The organism is Nonomuraea sp. NPDC005650 (assembly GCF_040605375.1).
Classification (GTDB): domain Bacteria; phylum Actinomycetota; class Actinomycetes; order Streptosporangiales; family Streptosporangiaceae; genus Nonomuraea.
Genome location: NZ_JBEXCR010000046.1, coordinates 87,781 through 112,105 on the forward strand (window position 1 = coordinate 87,781; position 24,325 = coordinate 112,105).

Below are 24,325 nucleotides of genomic sequence, written 5' to 3' on the forward strand. Positions count from 1 at the left end.
TGAACTTGCGTTCCATTGCGGGAGCCCCGCAGGCCGGATCTGTTGACTTTTGTTTGGATGGTCGCCAAATTAAAGAGGTCCGCAGCCGACCTCGGGAAGGCGACCATGAGGCGCTCGATCGCGGTGTTCCTGGTCCTGCTCTGCGTCCTGCTGGGAGCGCCCGCGGGCGCCGGCGCGGCCCCGCGCGAGGTCACCTACGACAGGTACTCGCTGAAGGTGGACGGCGAGCGGCTCATCCTCCAGGCGGCCGAGTTCCACTACTTCCGCCTGCCGAGCCCAGGGCTGTGGCGGGACGTGCTGGAGAAGTTCAAGGCGGCCGGGTTCAACGCGGTCTCGATCTACTTCTCGTGGGCGTACCACTCGCCGAAGCCCGGCGTGTACGACTTCACCGGCGTGCGCGACGTGGACCGCCTCCTGCGGACCGCCCGGCAGGCCGGACTGTACGTGATCGCCCGCCCCGGGCCGTACATCAACGCCGAGAGCACCGGCGGCGGCCTGCCCGCCTGGGTGAAGACCGTGCCGGGCCGGGCCCGCAGCAGCGCGCCCGGCTACCAGGCCGCCTACCGCGAGTGGCTGCACCGGATCAATCCGATCATCGCCCGGCACCAGGTCACCGACGGCGGCCCGGTCATCCTCTACAACGCCGAGAACGAGTACCAGGTCAACACCGACGCCGCGTACATGCAGGACATCCAGGACCAGGCGCGGGCGGACGGCATCGACGTGCCGATCACCACCAACGACTGCTGCGACGCCGGGAGCTGGAGCTCGACGTGGGCGACCGGCCCCGGGGCGGTGCAGATCCCGGGGGTGGACGACTACCCGCAGTCGTTCGAGTGCGGCAGCCCCGACGTCTGGGGGCCCTGGGGCGAAGGGCTGACCGAGCGGCTGCGCGACGACATCCCGGTGTTCGCCGCCGAGTACCAGGCGGGCGCGATCGACCTGGGCAACGCCGGGTATGACAAGTGCCGCGACCTGACGGGCCCGGCCTTCATGAAGTACTTCTACAAGAACAACCTGGTCACGGCCGGGGCGACGATGTTCTCGTACTACATGGGCTACGGCGGCACGAACTGGGGCTGGCTGGCCCAGCCCAACGACGTCTACACCTCCTACGACTACGGCGCCGCCATCACCGAGGCCCGGCGGCTCACCCCCAAGTACGACGAGTTCAAGCGCCAGGGCTACTTCCTGGAGTCCGTCACGCCGCTGGCCAAGACCGACCCCGCGACCTCCCCGGCCGCGTCGGACAACCCCGCCCTCACCACGACGGCCCGCGCGAACCCGGACACCGGCACCCAGTTCGTCCTGGTGAGACATGCCGACAGGGCCGCCACCGGCACGGACGACGCCACCCTCGACTGGGCCGCCCCCGACGGCCGCCACCGGGTGCCCGTGCGGGTCAAGGGGCGCGACGCGCACGTCCTGGTCGCCGGGTACGACCTGGGCGGCCAGCGCCTGGTCCTGTCCACGTCCGAGATCATGACCCACGCCCTCGTCGGCGGCCGTGACGTCGCCGTCCTGTACGGCACGGCGGGCTCGCCCGGCGCCACGATCCTGCGCTACGGCTCGCGCCCGGTGGTCAAGGTCCTGGAAGGGGACGTGCGGGCCGCGTACACCGGGGGCGACCTGCGCCTCGACTACACCCACGACGGGCTCGCCCGGGTGCTGGTCACGGGCGGCGGGCGGCGGCCGCTGCTGCTCCTGCTCGGCACGGACGAGGCGGTGGCCGGATTCTGGCGGGCGGAGACGGGCTCGGGGCCGGTGCTCGTCCGCGGCACCGAGCTGGTCCGCTCGGCCTCGGCGAGCGGCGACACCGTGCGGCTGGCGGCGGACACCGCGGGCGGGCCGGTCGAGGTGTTCGCGCCGCCCGCGGCGCGGCGGCTGCGGATCGGCGCGGAGGACGTACGCGTCACCCGCACCCCGAGCGGCTCGCTCCTGGGCGCCACCCGCGCCCCCGACGCGGTCCGCCTGCCCGAGCTGACCGCGTGGCGCTCCCGCGCCGAGGCCCCGGAGGCGGCGCCCGGCTTCGACGACTCCCGCTGGACCGCCGCCGACCACACCACGACCGTCAGCCCGCACCCGCCGAAGACCCTGCCCGTCCTGTACGCCGACGACTACGGCTACCACTACGGCAACGTCTGGTACCGGGGCCACTTCACCGCCGCCGGATCCGAGACCGGGATCGACCTGAACGCCGTCACCGGCCTGCGCGGCAACTACCTGGTCTGGCTGAACGGCCGCTACCTCGGCTCGGCCGCCGGAGGCGTGGAGGCGGACTCCGGCGACCAGTCGACGCCGCCCAACCCCGACCCGGGCCCCGGCCACTTCGGCATCCCGGCGGGCGTGCTCAAGCCGGGCGCGGACAACGTGATCTCCGTCCTCGTCGCCAACATGGGCCACAACGACGACTGGATCGCCGACGACCTGCGCTTCAAGCAGCCACGCGGCCTGGTGGCCGCAGCTGTGGGCGGCGGCACCCCGATCTCGTGGCGCATCCAGGGCTCACCGGGCGCGGACCCGCTGCGCGGCCCGCTCAACAACGGCGGCCTGTACGGGGAGCGCACCGGCTGGCACCTGCCGACTTTTCCCGATAAATCCTGGAACACGGCGACGGCTGAGCTGACCCCCGGCGTCACCTGGCTCAGGACCGCGTTCCGCCTCGACCTCCCCGAGGGCCAGGACGTGCCGCTCGGGCTCCGCTTCGGCGGCGACCCGTCGCCCGCCTACCGCGTGCAGATCTTCCTCAACGGCTGGAACGTCGGCCAGTACGGCGGCGACATCGGCCCGCAGCGCGACTTCGTGCTCCCCGCCGGGCTCCTGGCCGAGCACGGGACCAACACGATCGCCCTGGCCGTCACCGCCGAGCAGGCGGCGACGGGCCCCGGCCCGATCAGCCTGTTCGCCTACGGGAACGTCCGCACCGCCCGCTAGTCGCGCTCCGGCACGGCCAGCTCGCCGAGCAGGGACCAGTCGTCCTGCGGGACGGTGGCGTTCACGATGCGCGGCGTCTCGGCGAGGTAGGGCGGCAGCGTCTGCTGGGCCTGCTTGAAGTGGGCCGACTGGACGTGCGCCGCCCCGGCCTCGCCGTCGCGGAACGCCTCCACCAGGACGTACTCGGCCGGGTCGGCGATGCTGCGCGACCAGTCGAACCACAGGCAGCCCGGCTCGGCCCTGGTCGCCTCGGTGAACTCGGCGGCGATCTCCGGCCAGCGGTCGGCGTGCTCGGGCAGGATGCGGAACTTCGCGGTAATGAAGATCATCGGGCTGGCTCCTTCGGCTGCGGGTGGATCAACCCTATCGAGAGGGCGTTGACAGGCATTCATGTATTACCTACCGTTTGGCTAGGAAAGGAGCGTGTGTGAAGCGGCTCAAGGGCATCGCCCCCCTCGTCCTCGTCGTCTCCCTGACCGCCTGCGGCTCGCAGCAGCCCGGCGGTCAAGCTCAGGAGACCTCCCTGACCTGGGCCATCGAGACCCAGCCACTCACCTTGAACCCCCAGCAATGGGGCCAGAACAAGGTCAGGCTGCTCGTGTTCAACCAGTTCGACGCGCTGCTGTCGCGACAGCGGGACGGCACGTTCCAGCCGTGGCTGGCCAGGTCGTGGAAGGTGTCGGACGACGGTCTGACCTACACCCTGGAACTGCGCGACGACGTGACGTTCCACGACGGCACGAAATTCGACGCGGCGGCGGTCAAGGCGAACCTGGAGCAGTTCCTGGTGCCCGGCTACAACCCCGCCATCGCCACCATCCAGCTCAAGTCCTTCGCCAGGGCCGAGGTGAGGTCGCCGACCACCATCGAGATCACGCTGAAGGAGCCGGACGCGCTCTTCCTCGACTTCCTCGCCTCGCCCCTCGCGGGGCAGGTCTCGCCGAAGTCGCTGAAGGCGGCCAAGGACCTCAAGTTCGGCGGGCCCGACCTGGTCGGCACCGGGCCGTTCATCCTGGAGTCGTACGTGCGGGGCCAGGAGATCCGCTACCGGCGCAACCCGGACTACAAGTGGCCGCCCGCCGGGGCCGGGCACCAGGGGCCGGCCTACCTCTCGCGGATCACGTACCGGTTCCTGCCGGAGGCGGCCGTGCGCGTCGGCGCGCTCACCTCGGGGCAGGTGCAGGTCATCGAGGGCGTCCCGGCCACCGACGCCGCCATGATCAAGCAGGACCCGGGTCTGACGTACCAGACCGCGCTCAACTCGGGCACCTCCTTCTCCTACTACTTCAACACCACCCACGCCCCCTTCGACGACCAGCGCGTACGGGAGGCGTTCCGGGAGGCCGTGGACGTGGACGCGGTGCTGAAGTCCGTCTACCAGGGCACCGCCACCAGGGCGTGGAGCGTCGTCACCAAGGGCGGGCCGTTCTACGACGCCTCGCTGGAGGGCACCTTCGGCGGGAACCCGGCCAAGGCCAACGCCCTGCTCGACGCCGCCGGCTGGAAGCAGCGCGACGCCCAGGGCTACCGGGTCAAGGACGGCAAGCGGCTCACCGTGCGCTCCGTCGCCGCCGCGCCGTTCGTCCGCGACCGCCGCGACATCCTCGCCCAGGCCATCCAGGCGCAGGTCAAGCAGAGCGCCGGGATCGACTTCCAGGTCAGGATCGTGGACCAGGGCACGGCGCAGCAGGCCTACACCGAGGGGCAGTACGAGATCTTCGAGAACTCCCGCGGCGACGCCGACGCGGGCGCCGCGCTCAACCTGATCCTGCCGCGCAAGGGGCCGATCAACCGCACCGGCTTCTCGGCCCCCGACGTGGAGAAGTGGCTGGGCGCGGCCGCGGCCTCCGCCTCCCTGGACGAGCGCAAGGAGCTGTACGCCAAGGTGCAGCAGGCCGTGGTGAAGGACAAGGCGATCGTGTTCCCGATCTACGTGCCCGCCGACCAGATCGCGGCCCAGAAGAGCGTGCAGGGCCTGGGCTTCGAGGCCGGCTCCGGCACGCCGCGCGGCGCGTACGACGTCCGGATCGGCACGTGACCACCTGGGCGAGGAACGTCGCAGGCCGCCTGCTCACCGCGCTCGCGGTGCTGTGGGCGGCGGCCACCGCCTCGTACGCCGCGCTGCTGCTCGCACCGGGCGACACCATCGACATCCTGGTCGGCGACGGCGCCGACACCCCCGAGATCCGGGCGCGGATCGTCGCCGAATGGGGGCTCGACCGGCCGGAGATCGTCCAGTACCTGTCCTACCTGTGGCGGCTGCTCCACGGCGACCTCGGCCGCTCGTACCAGCTTCAGCTCGGCGTCGGCGACATCCTGTCCACCCAGGTGGGCTCGACCCTGCAACTCACGCTGGCGGCCGCCGGGATCGGGGTGTCGCTCGCCGGGGTGATCGCCGTCGTGACCGCGGGGCGGGGCCGGTGGCTGCGCGGCGCGGCCTCGGCGGCCGAGCTGGTCTCGGTGTCGGTGCCGCCGTTTCTGATCGGGCTGGTGCTGCTGGCGGTGTTCTCGTTCACGCTCGGGTGGTTCCCCGTGTCGGGGGCGTCCGGGCCGCAGGCGCTCGTGCTGCCCGCGCTCGCGCTGGGCCTGCCGATCGCGGGCGTGCTCGGGCAGGTGCTGCGCGGCGGCCTGGAGCGGGCGCTGGAGCAGCCGTTCGCCGTCACGGCCAGGGCCCGCGGGCTGAGCGAATCGCGGCTGGTGGCCAGGCACGCGCTCCGGCACGCGCTGATCCCCGCCGTGACGCTGGCCGGCTGGTTCACCGGCACGCTGCTCGGCGGGACCGTCATCACCGAGGTGCTCTTCGGCCGGCCGGGGCTCGGGCAGGTGGCGATGCAGGCCGTCACGGGCCGGGACATGCCGGTGGTGATGGCCGTCGTCCTGCTGTCGGCCATCGTGTACGTGACCGTCAGCACGCTCCTCGACCTGGCCTACCGCGCCATCGACCCCCGGATCGGAGGCCGGCCGTGAGCTTTCCGCGGCTCGCGCCCGCGGCGTTCCTCGTCCTGCTGGCGCTGGCGGTGGCCGCCCCCTGGCTGCTGACCGGCGTGGACCCGCTGGCGGCCGACCCGGTGAGCGCGCTCGCGCCGCCCGGCGGCACGCACTGGTTCGGCAGCGACCACCTCGGCCGCGACGTGCTGTCCAGGGTGGTGTACGGGGCCCGCCACTCGATCGGCATCGGGGTCACCGCGACCGCCCTGGCGGTGACCGCCGGGGTGCTGCTCGGCCTGGCCGCCGGGCTGTCGCCGAAGTGGCTGGACGAGGCGCTGGCCAGGTCGTTCGACGTGCTGTCCACCCTTCCTGAGCTGCTGCTCGCGCTGCTCGTCATCGCGATCACCGGGCCCGGCACGGGCAACGTCATCTTCGCCATCGCGGTCGCCCAGGTCCCCAACTACGCCCGCGTCGTCCGCGCCCAGACCTTCGTGGTGCGCCACGCCGGATACGTGGAGCAGGCCGTCACGTTCGGCCGGTCCAGGGCCGCGATCACGGCCGGGCACGTGCTGCCGAACGTGCTCGGGCCGATCCCCGTCCTGGCCACCATCGGGCTCGGCCAGGCCGTCATCGCCGCCTCCGGGCTCAGTTTCCTCGGCATGGGCCCGCAGCCCCCGGCCGCCGAATGGGGCGCGATGCTCTCCGAGGCCCGCAACTACCTGCGGGTCGCCTGGTGGGAGGCGCTGTTCCCGGGCGTCGCCATCACGCTGACCGTGGTCAGCCTCACCGTCGTCGGCCGCCGTCTCCAGCGCCGCTTCGAGGGGAGAACCCCATGACGACCTACGCCTCCCCGCCCACGACCGCCACCCTCGTCGCCGTGGAGGACCTGCGCGTGAGCTTCGGCGGCACCGAGGTCGTACGCGGCGTCTCCTTGTCCCTCGCCCCGGGCGAGTGCGTGGCCGTCGTCGGCGAGTCCGGATCGGGCAAGAGCGTCACGGCCCGCACGCTGCTCGGCCTGGCCGGGCCGGGCGCCACCGTGCGGGCGTCCGCGTTCAGCGTCGGCGGCCGGGACGCGCTCGGCTTCGGGCCGGCCCAGTGGCGCCGGTTGCGCGGCCGGTTCGCCGGGCTGGTGCTGCAGGACGCGCTGGTCTCCCTCGACCCGCTGCGGACCGTCGGAGCCGAGATCGGCGAGGTGCTGGCCGTGCACGACGTCGTCCCGAGATCGCGGCGCCGCGACAGGACGCTCGAACTGCTCGGCGCGGTCGGCGTGCCCGATCCGCCGCTGCGCGTCGGGCAGCACCCGCACCAGCTCTCCGGCGGGCTGCGGCAGCGGGTGCTGATCGCCTCGGCCGTCGCGGCCGGGCCCGAGCTGATCATCGCCGACGAGCCGACCACCGCGCTCGACGTCACCGTGCAGGCCCAGATCCTGCGCCTGCTGGCCGAACGCCGGGCCGCCGGCTGCGCCCTGCTGCTGATCAGCCACGACCTGGCGGTCGTCGCCTCGATCGCCGACCGCGTCCTCGTCATGAAGGAGGGCCGCGTCGTCGAGGAGGGCCCCACCGCGAGCGTGCTGTCGGCGCCTTCGCACGACTACACCCGCTCGCTGCTGGCCGCCGTCCCGTCGGCCGCCTCCCGCGGCACCCGCCTCTCGGCCGCGCGACCGGGCTCGCCGGCGCCGCGGCGCACGCCGAACCCGTCGGCGCGCGTGCTCGCCGGCACCGGGCTGTCCAGGTCGTACGGGCCGCGCCGGGTGGTCGACGACGTCTCGTTCACCCTGTGCGAGGGAGAGACGCTCGGCGTCGTCGGCGAGTCGGGCTCGGGCAAGACGACCCTGGCCCGGATCGCCCTCGGCCTGCTCGAACCCGACGCGGGCCGGGTCACCCTGCACGGCCGCGAGTGGAGCCGCGTGCCCGAGCGCAGACGCCGCCCGCTCCGCCGCAGGATCCAGCTCATCTCCCAGAACCCGCTCGACTCCTTCGACCCCCGCCACACCGTCGGCCGCCTGGTCGCCGAGCCGCTCGACCTGCCCGGGGCCGAACGCCGGGCGCGGGTGCTCGACCTGCTCGAACGCGTCGGCCTGCCGCCCGGCGTCGCCGGCCGCCACCCGCGGGAGCTGTCGGGCGGCCAGCGCCAGCGCGTCGCCATCGCCAGAGCCCTCGGCCCCCGCCCCGACGTGCTGGTCTGCGACGAGCCGGTGTCCGCGCTCGACGTCTCGATCCAGGCCCAGGTGCTGGACCTGCTCGCCGACATCCAGGCCGAGTACGGTACCGCCATGCTGTTCATCAGCCATGACCTCGGCGTGGTGCACCACGTCAGCGACCGGGTCCTGGTCATGAAGGACGGCCGGGTGGTCGAGGAGGGCGAGGTGACAGAGGTGTTCACCCGGCCCCGGCACCCGTACACACGGGAACTCGTCGCGGCGGTTCCACGGCTTTCCTGAATTTCCTACCAAATGTGTGGGATACTGGACAGGTGAGTCTGGACAGGATCCGCGCGTCGAGCGCCCGTGCCGATTCCCCGCTGACCGCCGCCATCCTGACGGGAAGGTGGATCAGATCGGCCGCGGCCGACGACGAGCGCGGGAGGCGCTGGCTGGCCAATCCCGATCCGCACGGCGGATCGGCGGTCACCTCCGAGCCCTGGTCCCTCTATTCGGGGGCCGCCGGGGTCGTGCTGTTCTTCCTGGAGCTGGCCGCGGCCACCGGTCATGAGGCGTACCTGGAGGACGCCCGGCAGGGGGCCCGCAGGCTCGCCGCCACCTGGCGCGAACAGGACGACCTCTCCCTCTACCACGGGCTGACCGGCACGATGGTCGCGCTCATGGAGGCGGGCTGGGCGCTCGGTGAGGGCGCGTTCGAGGCCGAGGCCGCCGCCATCGCCGACCTGATCGTCCGCCGGGGCCGGGAGTCGGTGGAGGGCGTCGGATGGTCGCGGGATCCCGCGCAGCGCGGCGAGGGCGGCATCATCCTCGGGCTGCTGCGCGCCGCCGCCCACCTCGGCGTGCCCGCGTACGAGGAGGCGGCCGTCGAGGCGGGCCTGCGGATCGCCCGGCTGCCCGTCCCCGGGCACCGCTTCGGCGACTGCGCCGACCTGCCCGTGGACGCCGTCACACCCGGCTTCCTCGCCGGCACGGCCGGGACGGCGTTCCTGCTGGCCCGCCTGTACGGGGTGACGGGCGACGAGCGCTTCCTCTTCGCCGCACGCAGCGGAGCGGCCTTCGTCCGCGAGATCAGCGACGTGACCGGCGGCTGCGCGGTCGTGCCGCACCACGTGCCGCACGCCAGGGAGCTGCACTACCTGGGCTTCTGCTCCGGCTCCGCGGGCGTGGCCAGGATGTTCTACGAGCTGTACCGGGTGGGGGGCGACCCCGGCGACCTGGAGTGGGTGGAGCGACTGGCCCGCGGCATCGTCAAGAGCGGCGTGCCGCGCCGCCGTACCGAGGGCTACTGGAACGTGGCCTGCCAGTGCTGCGGCACGGCCGGCCTCATCGAGTTCTTCGTGGGGCTGTGGGCGGCGACGGGGGAGGAGTCCCATCTGGAGTACGCCCGCGGGCTCGCCACCGACCTGATCGGCCGGGCCACCGACCACGACGGGCGCGGCTACCGCTGGTATCAGGCGTACCGGCGGCTGCGGCCGGGAGAGGTGACGGCCGACACCGGCTACATGGTGGGCGCGGCCGGCATCGGCGCCGCCCTCCTCCACCTCGACGCCGCAGGTCAGGCCGACCACCCGCGCCGCGTCATCCTGCTGCCCGACAACCCGTTCCCCGCGATCCCGCTGCCGGCTTCCGCGCTCCGTTGACAGCGATACCCAGTTTTCCTACTGTTTAACTGGGTATTGACCAAGGAGCACGTTATGACCGGTTCCACAGGACGACCGACGGGGCGGGCCGCATGAAGCAGGTCCACCTGGCGGCGCACTTCCCCGGCGTCAACAACACCACCGTCTGGGCCGACCCCCGCTCCCGCAGCCAGATCGACTTCACGTCGTTCGCGCAGCTGGCCCGCACCGCGGAGCGCGGCAGGTTCGACTTCTTCTTCCTGGCGGAGGGCCTGCGGCTGCGCGAGCTGAAGGGCCGCATCCACGACCTGGACGTGGTCGGCCGCCCCGAGTCGCTCACCGTGCTGGCCGCGCTCGCGGCCGTCACCGAGCGGCTCGGGCTGGCCGCCACCGTCAACGCGACCTTCAACGAGCCGTACGAGCTGGCCAGGCGGCTGGCCACGCTCGACCACCTCAGCGCGGGCCGGGCCGCCTGGAACGTGGTCACCACCTCCGACGCCTTCACCGGCGAGAACTTCCGCCGCGGCGGCTACCTGGACCGTTCCGAGCGATACACGAGGGCCGAGGAGTTCGTCCGGCTCTCGCGCGAGCTGTGGGACTCCTGGCGGCCCGACGCCGTGCTCGCCGACCGGGAGAGCGGGCAGTTCCTGCGGCCCGGGTCCGTCTCGGCGGTCAGCCACCAGGGCCGCCACTTCACCGTCGAGGGGCGCTTCAACGTCCCGCGCGGCCCGCAGGGGCACCCCGTGATCATCCAGGCGGGGGACTCCGACGAGGGCAGGGAGTTCGCCGCGGCCAACGCCGACGTCATCTTCAGCCGCCACGGCACGCTGGAGGAGGGCCGGGCCTTCTACGCCGACGTCAAACGCCGCCTGGCCGCATACGGGCGGCAGCCGCACCAGCTCAAGATCATGCCCGCGGCGACGTTCGCGCTCGGCGACACCGACGCCGAGGCGGCCGAGCGCGCCGCCGAGATCCGCCGTCAGCAGGTGGGGCCGCAGACCGCGCTCGCCTTCCTGGAGCAGATCTGGGGCCGGGACCTGTCCGCGTACGACCCCGAAGGGCCGCTGCCCGACGTGGAGCCCGCCGTCGAGCAGGGCGTCTCCCAGGGCCGGGTGCAGGTGGCCGACCGGGTCGACGTGGCCCGGCGGTGGCGGGCCGTGGCCGAGGAGAAGGAGCTGAGCATCCGCGAACTGGTGATCCACATGACCGGGCGGCAGTCGTTCGTAGGCTCGCCCGCGACCGTGGCCGCGCAGATCGAGGAGTTCGTGCGCACGGACGCCGCCGACGGGTTCATCCTGGTCCCGCACCTCACGCCGGGCGGGCTGGACGACTTCGTGGACAGGGTGGTGCCGCTGCTGCAGGAGCGCGGCGTCTTCCGTACCGACTACGCGGGCGCCACGCTCCGCGACCACCTCGGGCTGGGAGACGCGGCATGACGCGGGCACCCCTGCACCTGGCCGTCGCGCTCGACGGCGCCGGATGGCATCCGGCCGCCTGGCGGGACCCGGCCGTCGACGCGCGGGAGCTGTTCACCGCCCGCCACTGGGCCGGGCTCGTCGCCGAGGCCGAGCGCGGGCTGCTCGACTTCGTCACCATCGAGGACGCCCTGGGCCTGCAGACCTCGCGCCTCGACGGGCCCGACGACCGTACCGACCAGGTGCGCGGCCGGTTCGACGCGGTGCTGCTCGCGGCGGCGCTCGCGCCGCTCACCACGCGCATCGGGCTGGTGCCCACGGCCACGACGACGCACACGGAGCCGTTCCACGTGGCCACCGGCATCGCGAGCCTGGACCACGTCAGCCTGGGGCGCGCGGGCTGGCGGGTCCAGGTGTCGGCCCGCGCCTGGGAGGCCGCCCACTTCGGCCGCAGGGAGATCCCGGCGCTCATCCCCAAACGGGACACGGCGGGCCGGTGGGAGCCCGACGAGCGGGCCCGGCGGCTCATCGCGGACCTCTTCGCGGAGGCGGCCGACGCCGTGGAGGTGGCCAGGCGGCTGTGGGACAGCTGGGAGGACGACGCCGAGATCCGCGACGTGGCCACCGGCCGGTTCATCGACCGCGACAAGCTCCACTACATCGACTTCGCCGGGTCCGGGTTCTCCGTCAAGGGGCCGTCGATCACGCCCAGGCCGCCGCAGGGGCAGCCGGTCGTGGTCGTGCTCGACCACGGCGGGTCGCCGGTGCCGTACGAGCTGCCCGCCCGCTCCGCCGACGTCGTCATCGTCACCCCGCACGGCCGCGACCACGCGCGGGACATCGTCGAGCAGGTCAGGAGCCTGCCCAGGGACGGGCAGCCGCTCAAGATCCTGGCCGACCTGCTCGTCCACGTCGGCGACGACGCGGCCGGCCACAGGGCCCGGCTCGACGAGCTCGCTCCGCCGCCAGAATCCGACGCCCACACCTTCACCGGCACCGCCGCCGAGCTGGCCGACCTGCTGCTGGACTGGCGCGAGTCCGGGATCGAGGGGTACCGGCTGCGGCCCGCCGCCGTGCCGCGCGACCTGTCGGCGATCACCCGCCAGTTGGTCCCCGAGCTGCAGCGGCGCGGCGCCTTCAGAAGCCGGTACGAGGCCGCCACCCTGCGCGGGCACCTCGGGCTGCCGCCAGCGATCAACCGTTACGCCTCCCAGAAAGCTGACATTGCGTGAAATTTCTGGCCATCACGTTGATTGTTCATGACGGCCGTAAGTCCACCACCGAGCGCTTCCGCGAGGTCGTCTCCAACGCGGTCCTGGCCGAGGAGCTCGGGTTCGACGGGTTCGGGGTGGGGGAGCGGCACGAGCGGCCGTTCATCTCCTCCTCGCCGCCCGTGGTGCTCAGCCACATCGCCGCCAGGACCTCCCACATCCGGCTGTTCACCGCGGTCACCACGCTCAGCCTGCTGGACCCGGTCCGGGCGTACGAGGACTACGCCACCCTCGACCACCTGTCCGGCGGGCGGCTCGAACTGATCATCGGCAAGGGGAACGGCGCCGCCCAGGCCCAGCTCTTCCACGTCACCGCCGAGGACCAGTGGGAGCGCAACCAGGAGTCGTACGAGCTGTTCCGCAGGCTGTGGCGGGAGGACAAGGTCACCTGGGAAGGGCGGTTCAGGCCGTCGCTGACCGAGGCCGAGACCTGGCCGCGCCCGCTCCAGCGGCCGGTGCGCGTCTGGCACGGCAGCGCCACCAGCAAGGAGTCGGTCGACCTGGCCGCGCGCTTCGGCGACCCGCTCTTCTCCGCGAACGTCACCAACCCCATCGAGCCCTACGCCGAGCTGATCGACCACTACCGGGAGCGCTGGGCGCACTACGGCCACGACCCGGCCGAGGCCCTGATCGGCGCCGGCACCGCGGGCTACTACGCCGCGAAGACCTCGCAGGAGGCCGTCGAGACGTACCGGCCGATCTTCGAGGCCCGCCAGGAGACCTTCAGGCGGTACGGGGCGCCGCCCGTCTTCCACTCGCTGGAGGACGCCATCGAGCGCAGCTCCATCCTGGTCGGGAGCCCCCAGCAGATCATCGACAAGGTGCACCGCTACCACGACCGGTTCGGGCACGAGGTGATGCACCTCCACGCGGACGCCGACGGGCTGACGGACGCGCAGCACCGCTCGGCGCTGGAGCTGTTCCAGTCGGACATCGCTCCGGTGCTGCGCAAGGAGATCCCCAGCAGGCCGTTCCCCGGAGGTTCCTCATGACCGTTCCCCTGTCCATCCTCGACCTGGCGCCGATCCCCTCCGGCGGGACCGCCAGGGACGCGATCCGCAACACCGTCGACCTGGCGCGGCAGGCCGAGTCCTTCGGCTACCACCGGTACTGGCTGGCCGAGCACCACTTCGCGGCGGGGGTGGCCAGCTCGGCGCCCGCCGTGCTCATCGGGCTGGTGGCCGCGGCGACCGGCCGGATCCGGGTCGGCTCCGGAGCCGTGCAGCTCGGGCACCAGACGCCACTGGCGGTGGTGGAGCAGTTCGGCCTGCTCGACGCGGCCCACCCGGGCCGCATCGACCTGGGCCTCGGCCGCTCCGGCCAGCGCCGCGCCGAGCTGGCCCGCCACTCGGAGCGCCCCCCGGCTCCGCCCGCGCAGTCGCGGGTGGTCGACGGGCTGCTCATCCCGCCGCCGTTCGACTTCTCCGCGCTGATCAAGGCGGCGCCGCACCTCGCCGTCCAGGCGTCGCTCCTGCAGCAGCCCGGCGCCGAGACGCCGGACTTCGCCGACCAGGTCGACGACGTCCAGGCGTTCCTGGCCGGCACCTTCACCTCCTCCGACGGCCGGACCGCCCATGCGATCCCGGGCGAGGGCGCGGACGTGGAGGTGTGGATCCTGGGCAGCAGCGGCGGCCAGAGCGCGCGGGTGGCGGGGGAGCGGGGCCTGCCGTTCGCCGCCAACTACCACGTCAGCCCGGCCAGTGTCCTGGAGGCGGTGGAGGCGTACCGGGAGGCGTTCAAGCCGTCCGACGTCCTGCAGGAGCCGTACGTGATCGTGTCCGCGGACGTCGTCGTGGCGGAGGACGAGGGCGGGGCGCGGGAGCTGGCCAAGCCCTACGGCCTGTGGGTACGCAGCATCCGCACCGCGCAGGGCGCGATGCCGTACCCCACCCAGGAGGAGGCCGACGCCCACGTGTGGACCGAGGAGGACAGGAAGCTGGTGGCCGACCGCCTCGACACCCAGTTCGTCGGCGGCCCGAAGGCGGTGGCGGACGGGCTGCGGGTGCTCCAGCGGGTCACGGGGGCCGACGAGCTGCTGATCACCACCATCACGCACGGCCACGCCGACCGCGTCCGCTCGTATGAGCTGCTCGCGGACGCCTGGCGGTAATTCATGTATGTCTGGTAGGAAAAGTTGACTTTAGGGACGGGGGACCGTAGCTTCTTAGACATGGGCCTTTACCTGACCCGGCGCCCGCACGTGGACTTCGGCCACGTCGCCAGCGCGCAGTGTCGCTGATCACGTTCCGCCACAACCCCCTCTCATTCCCCCAGAGGAAAATCGTGATCAAGACCAGACATGCCCTCCTGGCCGCTTTGGTGTCCGCCGTCCTGGCGGCCTGCGGCACGGCCCAGGCGAACCCCCAACAAGAGGTGAAGGTGCTGCGCTACCAGGGCAGCGCCGGCAACGTCACCTTCCCCGAGCTGGCCGAGGAGCTCGGCTATCTCGGCGACGTCAAGCTGAAGTGGGTCGGCAACACCACCTCCGGCCCCCAGGACATCCAGTCGGCCGCGACCGGGCAGACCGACTTCGGCGGCGCGTTCAACGGCGCCATCGTCAAGCTCAAGGCCGCCAAGGCGCCGATCAAGGCGGTGATCGGCTACTACGGCTCCGACCAGGACACCTACAACGGCTACTACGTCAAGGAGGACAGTCCGATCAGGTCCGCCCGCGACCTCATCGGCAAGAAGATCGGCGTCAACACCCTCGGCGCGCACCATGAGGCCGTCATCAAGGAGTACCTCAAGCGCGCGGGGCTGACGCCCGAGGAGGTCAAGCAGGTCCAGCTCGTGGTGATCCCGCCGGTCAACACCGAGCAGGCCCTGCGCCAGGGGCAGCTCGACGTCGGCACCCTCGGCGGCGTGCTCAGGGACAAGGCGCTCGAACGTGGCGGCCTGCGCCCCCTGTTCAAGGACGTGGACCTGTTCGGGCCGTTCACTGCTGGGTCCGTCGTGCTCCGCGAGGACTTCATCGCCCGCAACCCCCACACCGTCAAGACGTTCGTGACCGGATTCGCGAAGGCCGTCGAGTGGGCGCAGACCCACCCGCGCGAGGAGGTCGTCGCCAGGTTCCAGCAGATCATCGCCAAGCGCGGCCGCAACGAGAGCACCGACACCGTGCGGTTCTGGAAGAGCACCGGCATCGCCGCCAAGGGCGGGGTCATCGCCGACCAGGAGTTCAAGACCTGGATCGACTGGCTGGAGCGCGAGGGCGAGATCAAGCCCGGCCAGGTCAAGGTCTCCGACCTCTACACCAACCAGTTCAATCCCTACGGCGGCGGGAGCGGGGCATGACCAAGATCAGCATCCGGAACGTGACCAAGACCTTCCAGGTCAGGGACGCCGACCGGCCGTTCACCGCGCTCTCCGGCATCGACCTCGACGTGCGCGAGGGCGAGTTCCTCACGCTCGTCGGCCCCAGCGGCTGCGGCAAGTCCACCCTGCTCGACCTCATCGCCGGGCTGACCGCGCCGACGTCCGGGGAGATCCTCATCGACGGCGCGCGGGTCTCCGGGCCCGGGCTCGACCGGGGCATCGTCTTCCAGCAGTACGCGCTGTTCCCCTGGCGCACGGCCCGGTCCAACGTGGAGTTCGGGCTGGAGGCCAAGGGCGTGCCCAGGAAGGAGCGGGCGCGGCGGGCCCGCGAGCACCTCGCGCTCGTGGGGCTGGCCGGGTTCGAGGAGCGTTACCCGCACGAGCTGTCCGGCGGCATGCGCCAGCGGGTGGCCATCGCGCGCAGCCTCGCGTTCGACCCTGACGTGCTGCTGATGGACGAGCCGTTCGCCGCCCTGGACGCGCAGACCCGTGAGTCCCTGCAGGAGGAGCTCGTGCACGTCTGGGAGCAGACGGGCAAGACGGTCGTGTTCATCACGCACGGCATCGACGAGGCCGTCTACCTCGGGCAGCGGGTCGCCGTGATGACGTCCCGGCCTGGCCGGATCAAGGAGGTCGTCGACGTGCGCTTCGACTCCCGGGAGGGCGATCTGCGGGCGGACCCGGTGTTCGGGGAGTACCGCCATCGCGTGTGGGGGCTGCTGCGGGAAGAGGTCGCGGCGGCGCAGGTGCAGGAGCGGAAGGTGGCGACCGTCCGTGGCTGAACAGAAACTGCTCCCCGGCGACGTCCACCGATACGACCTCCCTGCCGACGCGGCCACCCCGGCTCCGGTCTTGGCCCCGGCCCCTGTTTCGGCTTCGGCTTCGGTGGGGGCGTCGCGCCGTCGGCGGTGGCTCGCCGGGCGGTTGCGGCGGGCGGTCACGAACTCCACTGCCATCCTGCTCCTCCTCGCCGCCTGGGAGGTGCTGCCCAGGCTCGGCGTGCTCGACCCCGTCTTCGTCCCGCCGCTCTCGGAGGACCTGGCCGCCTGGTACGACCTCGTCGCCGGCGGCCGGCTCCCCGAGCACCTGGAGGCGTCGCTGGCCCGCTCCCTGTCCGGTTTCGGCCTGGCCATCGTGCTGGCGATCCCGCTCGGCCTGCTGATCGGCTGGTACAAGCCGGTCGCCGACTTCCTCACCCCGCTGCTCGAACTGTTCCGCAACACCTCGGCGGTGGCCCTGCTGCCGGTGTTCACGCTGATCCTGGGCATCGGGGAGACGACGAAGGTCACGTTCGTGCTGTACGCGTGCGCGTGGCCGATCCTGCTCAACACCATCAGCGGCGTGAAGACCGTGGAGCCGCTGCTCATCAAGTCGGCCAGGTCGATGGGCCTCGGGCCGGTCCGCCTGTTCCAGAAGGTGATCCTGCCCGCCGCCGTGCCCACCATCTTCACCGGGGTGCGGCTGGCGGGCGCGTACTCGATCCTCGTCCTGCTCTTCGCCGAGATGGTCGGCGCCAAGGCCGGGCTGGGGTATCTCATCCTCGACACCCAGTCCAGCTTCCGCATCCCCGACATGTACGCGGGAATCATCACGATCTCCGTACTCGGCCTTCTGTTCAACCTGCTCCTGGTCGGCGTCGAGCGCCGCTTCTCCACCTGGAGGACCACGTGACGAGAAAGCTCCACCTGAACGCCTTCCTCATGGGCGTCGGCCACCACGAGGCGGCCTGGAGACATCCCCGAACCGAGCCCGCCCGCCTCACCGACGTCCGCCACTACCAGGAGCTCGCCAGGATCGCCGAACGCGGCAAGCTCGACTCCGTCTTCCTCGCCGACGGCCTGGCGCTGCACGGCAACGTCCGGCACAACGCGCTCGGCGGCCTCGAACCCCTGACCCTGCTGTCGGCCCTGGCCGCCGTCACCGACCACATCGGCCTCATCGCCACCGTGTCGACGACGTACAACGAGCCCTTCCACGTGGCCCGCAAGTTCGCCTCGCTCGACCACATCAGCGGCGGCCGGGCCGGCTGGAACATCGTCACCTCCGCCGGCGAGGCCGAGGCCCGCAACTTCGGCATCGTCCGCCCCTCGCACGCTGACCGCTACGCCAGGGCCGGCGAGTTCCTGGAGGTCGTACGGAAGCTGTGGGACAGCTGGGAGGACGACGCGGTCCTGAGCGACCGCGCCGTCGGCCACTACGCCGACACCGGCAAGATCCACCCGATCGAGCACGCGGGCGAGCACTTCTCGGTCAGCGGCCCCCTGAACGCCTCCCGCTCGCCCCAAGGGCACCCGCTCCTGGTCCAGGCCGGGTCCTCGGAGGACGGCAAGGAGTTCGCCGCCCGCTACGCGGAGGCCGTCTTCACCGCCCAGCAGACCCTGCGGGAGGGGCAGGAGTTCTACGCCGACCTGAAGCGGCGGCTGGCCGCCTACGGGCGGCGGCACGAGGACCTGCTCGTCCTGCCCGGCATCTCGCCGATCATCGGCTCGACCGAGCGCGAGGCGCTGCGGCTGGAGAAGGAGCTGGAGGACCTCATCATTCCCGCGTACGGGCTGGCGCAGCTCTCCAACATGACCGGCATCGAACTCACCGAGGACGCGCTGGACCGGCCCCTGCCCGACCTACCCGTGGAGACGGAGGGCGCGCAGAGCCGCCGCAAGCTCGTCGTGGACCTGGCCAGGCGCGAGAACCTCACGGTCAGGCAGCTCCTCAACCGCCTGGCGGGCGGCCGGGGCCACCGCGTGGTCGCGGGGACGCCCGAGCAGATCGCCGACCAGATCCAGGAATGGTTCCAGGCCGGCGCCGCCGACGGGTTCAACATCATGCCGCCGATCCTGCCCGGCGGCCTGAGCGACTTCGTCGACCACGTGGTGCCGGAGCTGCGGATCAGGGGCCTGTTCCGGCACGAGTACGAGGGGCGTACGCTCCGCGAGAACTACGGCCTGTCCAGACCCCCGTCCCGGTACACCGCCGAGCTGCGGGAAGTTGCGGTGGCGCGATGAGCATCGTGACACTCGTGGGCAACCCCCGGCCCGGCTCCCGCACGCTCGCGGTGGCCGACTCCGCCACCCGGGCCGTCGGCGACCGCCTCGGGGCCGCCTCGGGGGCGTACGAGGTGGTGGACCTGTCCGGGCTCGCGCCCCACCTGCTCTCGCCCGACAAACACCCCGACGTGGGCGTGGCGCTGGAACTGGTGATCGGGGCGAGCGTCCTCGTGGTGGCGAGCCCCACCTACAAGGGCACCTATACGGGGCTGCTGAAGTCGTTCCTCGACCGCCTGCCACCGGACGCGCTGGCGGGCACGGCGGCGCTGCCGCTCCTGGTCATGGGGGACCCCAAGCATTCGCTGGCGGTGGAGGTGCACCTGCGCCCGCTGCTGGTGGAACTGGGGGCCTTCGTGCCGACGCCGGGGCTGGCGGTGCTGGAGTCGCAGATTCCAGAGCTGGGAGAGGTGGTGGCGGGGTGGGCCGATCGTGTGGTGACGCAGGTGGCCGCTGTGCTCAAGGAAGGGGCGCTTTCGTGACGGAGACGGTGGCCGCGCGAGAGGCCAGACGAGCCAGAGAGGCCCGCCAGGCCCGCGACGCGCGTCCTGTGCCCGGCTCCCGTAATGGACACGAGACTCACCTGACGTCCTCTGCGGTGCCTGCGGGGCCTGCGGCGCTCCCGGCCCCGGAAGCGCGGTCGGGCGAGGAGGAGCCGGCGGGCGGTGCGGTCGACGCCGCCGGGTTCCGCCAGGCGCTCGCCGTACACGCCGCCGGGGTCGTCATCATCACGGCCCAGACCGACGGCATCCCCGTCGGGCTCACGGCGACATCCTTCTCCTCCGTAAGCCTGGACCCGCCGCTGGTGTCCTTCTACGTCGACCAGTCCTCCACCACCTGGCCCTGGCTGCGCTCCGCGGACCACTTCGCGGTCAACGTCCTGGCCAGCGACCAGGCAGACCTGGCAGCCAGGTTCGCGCGCAAGGACATCGACCGGTTCGCCGAGCCCACCCGCTGGCGTCCGGGCACCCTGGGCGCGCCCCTGCTCCAGGACGTCTCCGCCCATCTCATCTGCCTCCCGCACGAGACGGTGGACGTCGGCGACCACATCCTGGTGGTCGGCCTGGTGACCGAGGCCAGGGTGCACAGCGCAGGCCGTCCCCTCATCTACCACCAGGGCCGCTTCGGCCGCTTCATCGCCCACCCATAGAGCAACCACCCGGCTGGAGCAACCACCCGGCTGGCGAGACCACCGACCACATGGCCGCCCGGCACACCGCCGGGCGGCCGCTTCAGTTCCACAGGTGGTGGCCGACCGGCCCACACCGTACGGACGTCGAATGCGCATGTGCGGACATGCGTGTGGCCCCGGCCACGTCATCGGGGCCAGGGCCACACACAAAAGGGAAGGGACAGAGGCAGGTCAGGCGGCGATCGGGGAGTACTCGGCCGCGTCACCCTTCAGCACGACGCTGGGCCGGCCGTCCACGCCCACCGGCACGTCCCCCGCGATCGTCACCCGATGCAGCCGCCTCGGACGGTTGCCGAAGTCGTGCACCACCCGGTGCTGCGTCGCCCGGTTGTCCCAGATTGCGACGTCGCCGGGTGCCCAGCGCCAGCGCACTGTGTTCTCCACCTCGGTGACGTGCTCCTGGACCAGCCGGATGAGCGAGGCGGACGTGTGCGCCGACAGCCCCACCAGCCGCTTGGCGAAGTCCCCGAGCAGGATCGCGCGCTCGCCGGTCTCCGGGTGCACCCGCACCACGGGATGCTCGGTCTCGAACACCGTGGAGGCGAACACGTCGGCCTGCCTCCGCGCCCGCTCAGGATCGTCGGAGGCGGCGATGCGGGCGTAGTCGTGCTGGTTGGTGTGTACGGCCCGCAGCCGGTCGAGCAGATCCCGCAGCTCGGCGGGCAGGTGCTCGTACGCGGCCACGGTGTTGGTCCACAGCGTGTCGCCGCCGGCCTCCGGAACGGTGACGGCCCGCAGCACCGACGCCAGCGGCGGCCGGTCCACGAACGTCACGTCCGTGTGCCAGCGATCCACCTTCTGGCCGCTGCTGTAGTCGAGGTCGAGGACGTGGTCGTTCCCGTCGAGAGAGGGGACGGTCGGGTGTGCGGCGGTCGGTTCGCCGAGCAGCCGGGCGAAGGCCACCTGGCTCCGCTCGTCCAGCTGGTCTTGTCCGCGGAAGAAGACCACCTTGTGGCGGAGCAGCGCCAGGCGGATCTCCGCGACGACGTCGGCGGGCAGCTCGCCGCCGAGCCGCACACCGGAGATCTCGGCGCCTATCCGGCCGGCGACGGGGACGATGGACAGGGATGACATGGGATTTTTCCTTCCGTAAGAGGGTTTGCCGTCGATCGGAAGGAAGGACAGAGCGCGCTGGCCACGCGGCAGAAGTCCACGTGGCCCCGGATGGTCAGAGCCGTGATCGTCACGCTCCCAAACGTAGATCGCCCCACGCCATAAAGTCAATCCAATTGGTAGGTAATTAGTGTTTTATCGCTGGGCCACCAGCCGATCGATCATCGACTCGGCGGGCCTGCCCAGTACGTTCGCCAGGTCCGCGCTCTGGAACTCCAGCGCGCCCGCCCGTACCTGCGCATTGAGCCAGCTCATCGGCCCCGGCCCGGCATCGGGCACCTCCCGGTAGGACACACCCAACGCCTCGGCCGCCTCCGGGTAGGTCCACAAGGGGCCGGTGAAGTCGTACGCCCGCCCCAGATGCCCGTCCCCGGTCAGCACCTGAACGGCCGCGTCGGCCAGGTCGGACCGGAAGGCGGTGTTCAGCCCGCGCCCGCCGGTGCTGCTGGTGAGCTCGCCGCCGGAGACCTGCGGCACGAAGGCGTCGCCGTAGAAGGGGTGGCGCAGCAGCGTGTACGGCAGGCCGCTGTCGAGGATGGCCCGTTCCGTGGCGTGATGGGCCTCGGTGGCACCGGTGGCGACAGTGCCCGCTCCCAGCAGGCTCGTGTAGGCGATGGCGCCGACCCCGACGTCGGCCGCCGCCTCGACCGCGGCCAGGTGCTGCTTGATCCTGCGTGCCGGGTCGAGCTCCGGCGACGAGATGAGCAGGAGCCGCGTGGCCCCCTCGAACGCCTCGCGCAGGCCGGCCGGCTCGTCGTAGTCGCCCCGCCGTACCCGAACGCCCTGCGGGGCCCGCGCGGGATCGCGCACCACGGCCACCACATCGGGCCGAGCGGACAACCGGTCGACGATCAGCCGGCCGAGCGCCCCGGACGCCCCGGTAATCACAATCATGGAACTCCCTCCGACGAAGACCGGCTCAGTCAACCGCCCCCGGCCCGTCGCCTGCCACTCATTTCTCCTCCCTTACGGGCAGCACTCCCCACCCCGGCACTTCCATCCCGGTGCCCCCGTCTCGGCATCCCCAGCCCGGCGCCCCCACCTCGGCACCCCCAGCCCCGGTTCGCCCAGCTCTGGCTCGCCCCGACCCCCAACCCCCAACCCCCGACCCCCGACCTCCGACCCCCGGTCGCCGGCCCACGGACGGGCCTCTGGGATACTCCCGCGCATGAGTACAGACGGGGCGCAGCACGGGATCGGACCAGGCCACCCTGTGCCGACGTGGACGCTGCGTCGCGCGGAGCCGGAAGACGTCGAGCCGATCGCGGAGCTGCGCGCGACGGTCCTGCGCGTGGACCTGCTGCGGCTGGGCCGCTACGACGAGCACCGGGTCCGCCAGCGCTTCCGGGACTCCTTCTCCCGGGACCACACGTCGATCATCGAGGCGGGCGGCGGCTTCGCGGGCTGCGTGACGTTACGCCCGGCTGAGGACGGGTGGTGCCTGGAGCACTTCTACCTCGCCCAGGAACTCCAGGGCCACGGCCTCGGCTCGGCCGTACTGCGCGATCTGCTGGGGCAGACGGATGCCGAAAGCGCGACCGTCCGGCTGAACGTCCTGCAGGGAAGCGCGGCGCGACGACTGTACGAACGCCACGGGTTCACCGTGGAGACCCAGGACCCGGTCGACGTCTTCATGGTGCGGCCGCCGGCGGCGAGCATGCCAGGAAGGTGAAGCCCCTTTTTGAAGCGCCGGGGGATGGGTGTGGTCGTTCGGCGGAAGTATCTGGCGGGTACGTCAACGCCAGATTTTATTTCACATGATACCGTATCAAACGAAAATATATTGGGTAATATGCTCTCATGACCGCCGATGTTCCTCACGAGAGCACCGCCTCGCGTGCGACCGACCGTCCCGGGGATGCCTCGCCTTTCGCTCTCGGCTTGCTGCTGCGCCAGGCACACTGGCGCGCGGCCACGGTGATGGCAGAGGCACTTCGGCCGCTCGGCATCGAGTTGCGGCACTTTGCCGTGCTGATCGTGCTGGTCAACCGCGGGCCCACGGTGCAGCGGGACCTGGGGGCCGCGACGGGGTCGGACAAGGCGGGAATCATGCGGGTCGTGGACGACCTGGAGCGTAAGGGGCTCGCCGTACGCAAGGCCGTTCCGGGGGACCGGCGCGTGCGGGCGGTGGAGATCACGCCTCAGGGCGTCGAGGTTTTCGACGCGGCCCATGTGGCGGCGGAACCGCTGGCTGAGCGTCTGGTTGCCGAATTGGGGCCAGGCGAGCCCGAGCAACTGAGGGATCTGCTGACCCGGTTCGCCTATCCCGCAGGCCGTGAGTTGTAAGCGCGCCGATCGCCTGCCGTGTGGGAGCGCTTCGTCTTACGGCTTTCGCGGCGGGGCCCGGCCTTGAGAGCTGCGATCATCATCGCTACACGCCGCTCAGCCTTCGGGCGGCGGTCAGGGCTTCGTTGCCGATGGGGATCGAGTCGTCCTCGCCGGTGCAGTATGGTTTGCCGGGCTGTTGGCCATGTGGCCCGTGTTGTCGCATGGGACGAGGTTGCCGCCGTCGATCTCGTCCGCCGTGGCGTGCGGCGGTCGACGTGAAGTCGCCGTAGACCCATGGGAATGTGCCTGGCGGTCGAGATGTGCTCTACCCAGGTGTGTCGCGGGTGATCGCTTGTATGGGCGCGGCCACCCGGACGCGCCTCAGCGGACCTCGACCCTGGAGGCGTCGGCGCGTACGTCGTCGGCCGAGGTGAAGATTTGTTCCCGTGGCGGGGGTAGTGGACGACGGCGACGTTCGTGCTCGGTCCTTGCACGAGTCACCTTTCCTCTCGATGCACGGGGTTCGTCTGCGCACCGAATGGTATTGAATGATACTGTCGCGTATGATACTCATTGAAAGTAACACGATTCGATGCGCGGAGCAGATGGAGGTCGGTGATCTTGGATGTATATGAGGCGGTGACGAGCCGACGGGCGGTCCGCGGGTTCACCGACCGGCCCGTCCCGAGGGAGGTGCTGGAGCGTGTGCTGTCCGCCGCGGCCTGGGCGCCGTCCGGATCGAACCTGCAGCCCTGGCACGCCTACGTGCTGACCGGCGAGCCGTTGGTCGAGCTCAAGAAGCGCGCCGGCGAGCGGGTGGCCGCATGCGGCGCTTGGGACGAGCGGGAGTACGAGATGTACCCGTCCGCGCTGCAGTCTCCGTACCACGAGCGCCGATCCGCCTTCGGCAAGGAGCGCTACAGCGCACTCGGCATCACGCGCGATGACTGGGAGGCGCGCCAGCGGGCCGCTTCCGACAACTGGCAGTGCTTCGGCGCGCCCGCCGCGCTGTTCTGCTACATCGACCGCGACCTGGGCCGCCCCCAATGGGCCGATGTCGGCATGTAT

22 protein-coding genes are annotated in these 24,325 nt (G+C 71.7%); 19 read left to right on the top strand and 3 right to left on the bottom strand.

Features of this window, described 5'->3' with window-relative positions; translation table 11 throughout:
* Positions 1–105: 105 nt before the first annotated feature.
* On the top strand, positions 106–2,934 hold the full coding sequence (locus ABZS69_RS52750) for a beta-galactosidase (protein ID WP_355388421.1): 2,829 nt from the start codon (positions 106–108) through the stop codon (positions 2,932–2,934).
* Here the strand turns inward: ABZS69_RS52750 and ABZS69_RS52755 are convergent.
* The gene (locus tag ABZS69_RS52755; RefSeq protein ID WP_355388424.1) at positions 2,931–3,263 is read right to left on the bottom strand and encodes a putative quinol monooxygenase; all 333 of its coding nucleotides are present in this window, start codon (positions 3,261–3,263) and stop codon (positions 2,931–2,933) included. The two genes, ABZS69_RS52750 and ABZS69_RS52755, sit on opposite strands and share 4 nt — an antisense overlap.
* Positions 3,264–3,361: 98 nt before the next feature.
* On the opposite strand from ABZS69_RS52755, the gene ABZS69_RS52760 reads away from it, so the two are divergent.
* The 15 genes from ABZS69_RS52760 to ABZS69_RS52830 all read left to right on the top strand — a co-directional run bounded on the left by ABZS69_RS52760 (position 3,362) and on the right by ABZS69_RS52830 (position 19,834).
* Positions 3,362–4,972 carry an ABC transporter substrate-binding protein gene (locus tag ABZS69_RS52760; protein WP_355388427.1) on the top strand — a complete coding sequence of 537 codons (1,611 nt, stop codon included), beginning with the start codon at positions 3,362–3,364 and terminating at the stop codon, positions 4,970–4,972.
* Positions 4,969–5,901, top strand: a complete 933-nt coding sequence (locus tag ABZS69_RS52765) for an ABC transporter permease (RefSeq protein WP_355388430.1) — start codon at positions 4,969–4,971, stop codon at positions 5,899–5,901. Before ABZS69_RS52760 ends, ABZS69_RS52765 begins: the two co-directional genes overlap by 4 nt.
* Positions 5,898–6,698, top strand: a complete 801-nt coding sequence (locus tag ABZS69_RS52770; RefSeq protein WP_355388432.1) for an ABC transporter permease — start codon at positions 5,898–5,900, stop codon at positions 6,696–6,698. Before ABZS69_RS52765 ends, ABZS69_RS52770 begins: the two co-directional genes overlap by 4 nt.
* Positions 6,695–8,302 (top strand): ABC transporter ATP-binding protein, encoded by a 1,608-nt coding sequence (locus ABZS69_RS52775; RefSeq protein ID WP_355388435.1) that lies wholly within the window; start codon positions 6,695–6,697, stop codon positions 8,300–8,302. The genes ABZS69_RS52770 and ABZS69_RS52775 overlap by 4 nt, the downstream gene beginning before the upstream one ends.
* 32 nt (positions 8,303–8,334) lie before the next feature.
* On the top strand, positions 8,335–9,663 hold the full coding sequence (locus tag ABZS69_RS52780; protein WP_355388438.1) for a lanthionine synthetase LanC family protein: 1,329 nt from the start codon (positions 8,335–8,337) through the stop codon (positions 9,661–9,663).
* A gap of 92 nt (positions 9,664–9,755) precedes the next feature.
* Complete coding sequence (locus ABZS69_RS52785; RefSeq protein WP_355388441.1) at positions 9,756–11,078, top strand: NtaA/DmoA family FMN-dependent monooxygenase; 1,323 nt, start codon at positions 9,756–9,758, stop codon at positions 11,076–11,078.
* The gene (locus ABZS69_RS52790) at positions 11,075–12,289 is read left to right on the top strand and encodes an LLM class flavin-dependent oxidoreductase (RefSeq protein WP_355388444.1); all 1,215 of its coding nucleotides are present in this window, start codon (positions 11,075–11,077) and stop codon (positions 12,287–12,289) included. The genes ABZS69_RS52785 and ABZS69_RS52790 overlap by 4 nt, the downstream gene beginning before the upstream one ends.
* 5 nt (positions 12,290–12,294) lie before the next feature.
* A complete protein-coding gene (locus ABZS69_RS52795; RefSeq protein WP_355388480.1) occupies positions 12,295–13,320 on the top strand; it encodes an LLM class flavin-dependent oxidoreductase in 1,026 nt (341 codons plus the stop codon).
* Positions 13,317–14,438: an LLM class flavin-dependent oxidoreductase gene (locus ABZS69_RS52800; protein ID WP_355388447.1), complete on the top strand. Its 1,122-nt coding sequence runs from the start codon at positions 13,317–13,319 to the stop codon at positions 14,436–14,438. The genes ABZS69_RS52795 and ABZS69_RS52800 overlap by 4 nt, the downstream gene beginning before the upstream one ends.
* Positions 14,439–14,611: 173 nt before the next feature.
* A complete protein-coding gene (locus ABZS69_RS52805; RefSeq protein WP_355388450.1) occupies positions 14,612–15,622 on the top strand; it encodes an ABC transporter substrate-binding protein in 1,011 nt (336 codons plus the stop codon).
* The gene (locus ABZS69_RS52810) at positions 15,619–16,425 is read left to right on the top strand and encodes an ABC transporter ATP-binding protein (RefSeq protein WP_355388453.1); all 807 of its coding nucleotides are present in this window, start codon (positions 15,619–15,621) and stop codon (positions 16,423–16,425) included. The genes ABZS69_RS52805 and ABZS69_RS52810 overlap by 4 nt, the downstream gene beginning before the upstream one ends.
* A complete protein-coding gene (locus tag ABZS69_RS52815) occupies positions 16,418–17,314 on the top strand; it encodes an ABC transporter permease (protein ID WP_355388456.1) in 897 nt (298 codons plus the stop codon). Before ABZS69_RS52810 ends, ABZS69_RS52815 begins: the two co-directional genes overlap by 8 nt.
* Positions 17,311–18,645: an LLM class flavin-dependent oxidoreductase gene (locus ABZS69_RS52820; protein ID WP_355388459.1), complete on the top strand. Its 1,335-nt coding sequence runs from the start codon at positions 17,311–17,313 to the stop codon at positions 18,643–18,645. The genes ABZS69_RS52815 and ABZS69_RS52820 overlap by 4 nt, the downstream gene beginning before the upstream one ends.
* Entirely contained in the window at positions 18,642–19,166 is a 525-nt protein-coding gene (locus tag ABZS69_RS52825; RefSeq protein WP_355388462.1) for an NAD(P)H-dependent oxidoreductase, read from the top strand. The genes ABZS69_RS52820 and ABZS69_RS52825 overlap by 4 nt, the downstream gene beginning before the upstream one ends.
* 116 nt (positions 19,167–19,282) lie before the next feature.
* The gene (locus ABZS69_RS52830) at positions 19,283–19,834 is read left to right on the top strand and encodes a flavin reductase family protein (RefSeq protein WP_355388465.1); all 552 of its coding nucleotides are present in this window, start codon (positions 19,283–19,285) and stop codon (positions 19,832–19,834) included.
* A gap of 213 nt (positions 19,835–20,047) precedes the next feature.
* On the opposite strand, the gene ABZS69_RS52835 is transcribed toward ABZS69_RS52830, so the two are convergent.
* Both ABZS69_RS52835 and ABZS69_RS52840 read right to left on the bottom strand, forming a co-directional pair.
* Positions 20,048–20,950 carry a TauD/TfdA family dioxygenase gene (locus tag ABZS69_RS52835; protein ID WP_355388468.1) on the bottom strand — a complete coding sequence of 301 codons (903 nt, stop codon included), beginning with the start codon at positions 20,948–20,950 and terminating at the stop codon, positions 20,048–20,050.
* A gap of 174 nt (positions 20,951–21,124) precedes the next feature.
* Entirely contained in the window at positions 21,125–21,883 is a 759-nt protein-coding gene (locus ABZS69_RS52840) for an NAD(P)H-binding protein (RefSeq protein ID WP_355388471.1), read from the bottom strand.
* 274 nt (positions 21,884–22,157) lie between these two features.
* On the opposite strand from ABZS69_RS52840, the gene ABZS69_RS52845 reads away from it, so the two are divergent.
* The 3 genes from ABZS69_RS52845 to ABZS69_RS52855 form a co-directional block, all read left to right on the top strand.
* The gene (locus tag ABZS69_RS52845) at positions 22,158–22,661 is read left to right on the top strand and encodes a GNAT family N-acetyltransferase (protein ID WP_355388474.1); all 504 of its coding nucleotides are present in this window, start codon (positions 22,158–22,160) and stop codon (positions 22,659–22,661) included.
* Between the two features lie 128 nt (positions 22,662–22,789).
* Positions 22,790–23,275, top strand: a complete 486-nt coding sequence (locus ABZS69_RS52850; protein ID WP_355388476.1) for a MarR family winged helix-turn-helix transcriptional regulator — start codon at positions 22,790–22,792, stop codon at positions 23,273–23,275.
* 597 nt (positions 23,276–23,872) lie between these two features.
* Positions 23,873–24,325, top strand: a 453-nt coding sequence (locus ABZS69_RS52855) for a nitroreductase family protein (protein ID WP_355388478.1), incomplete at its 3' end; no start/stop codon positions are given.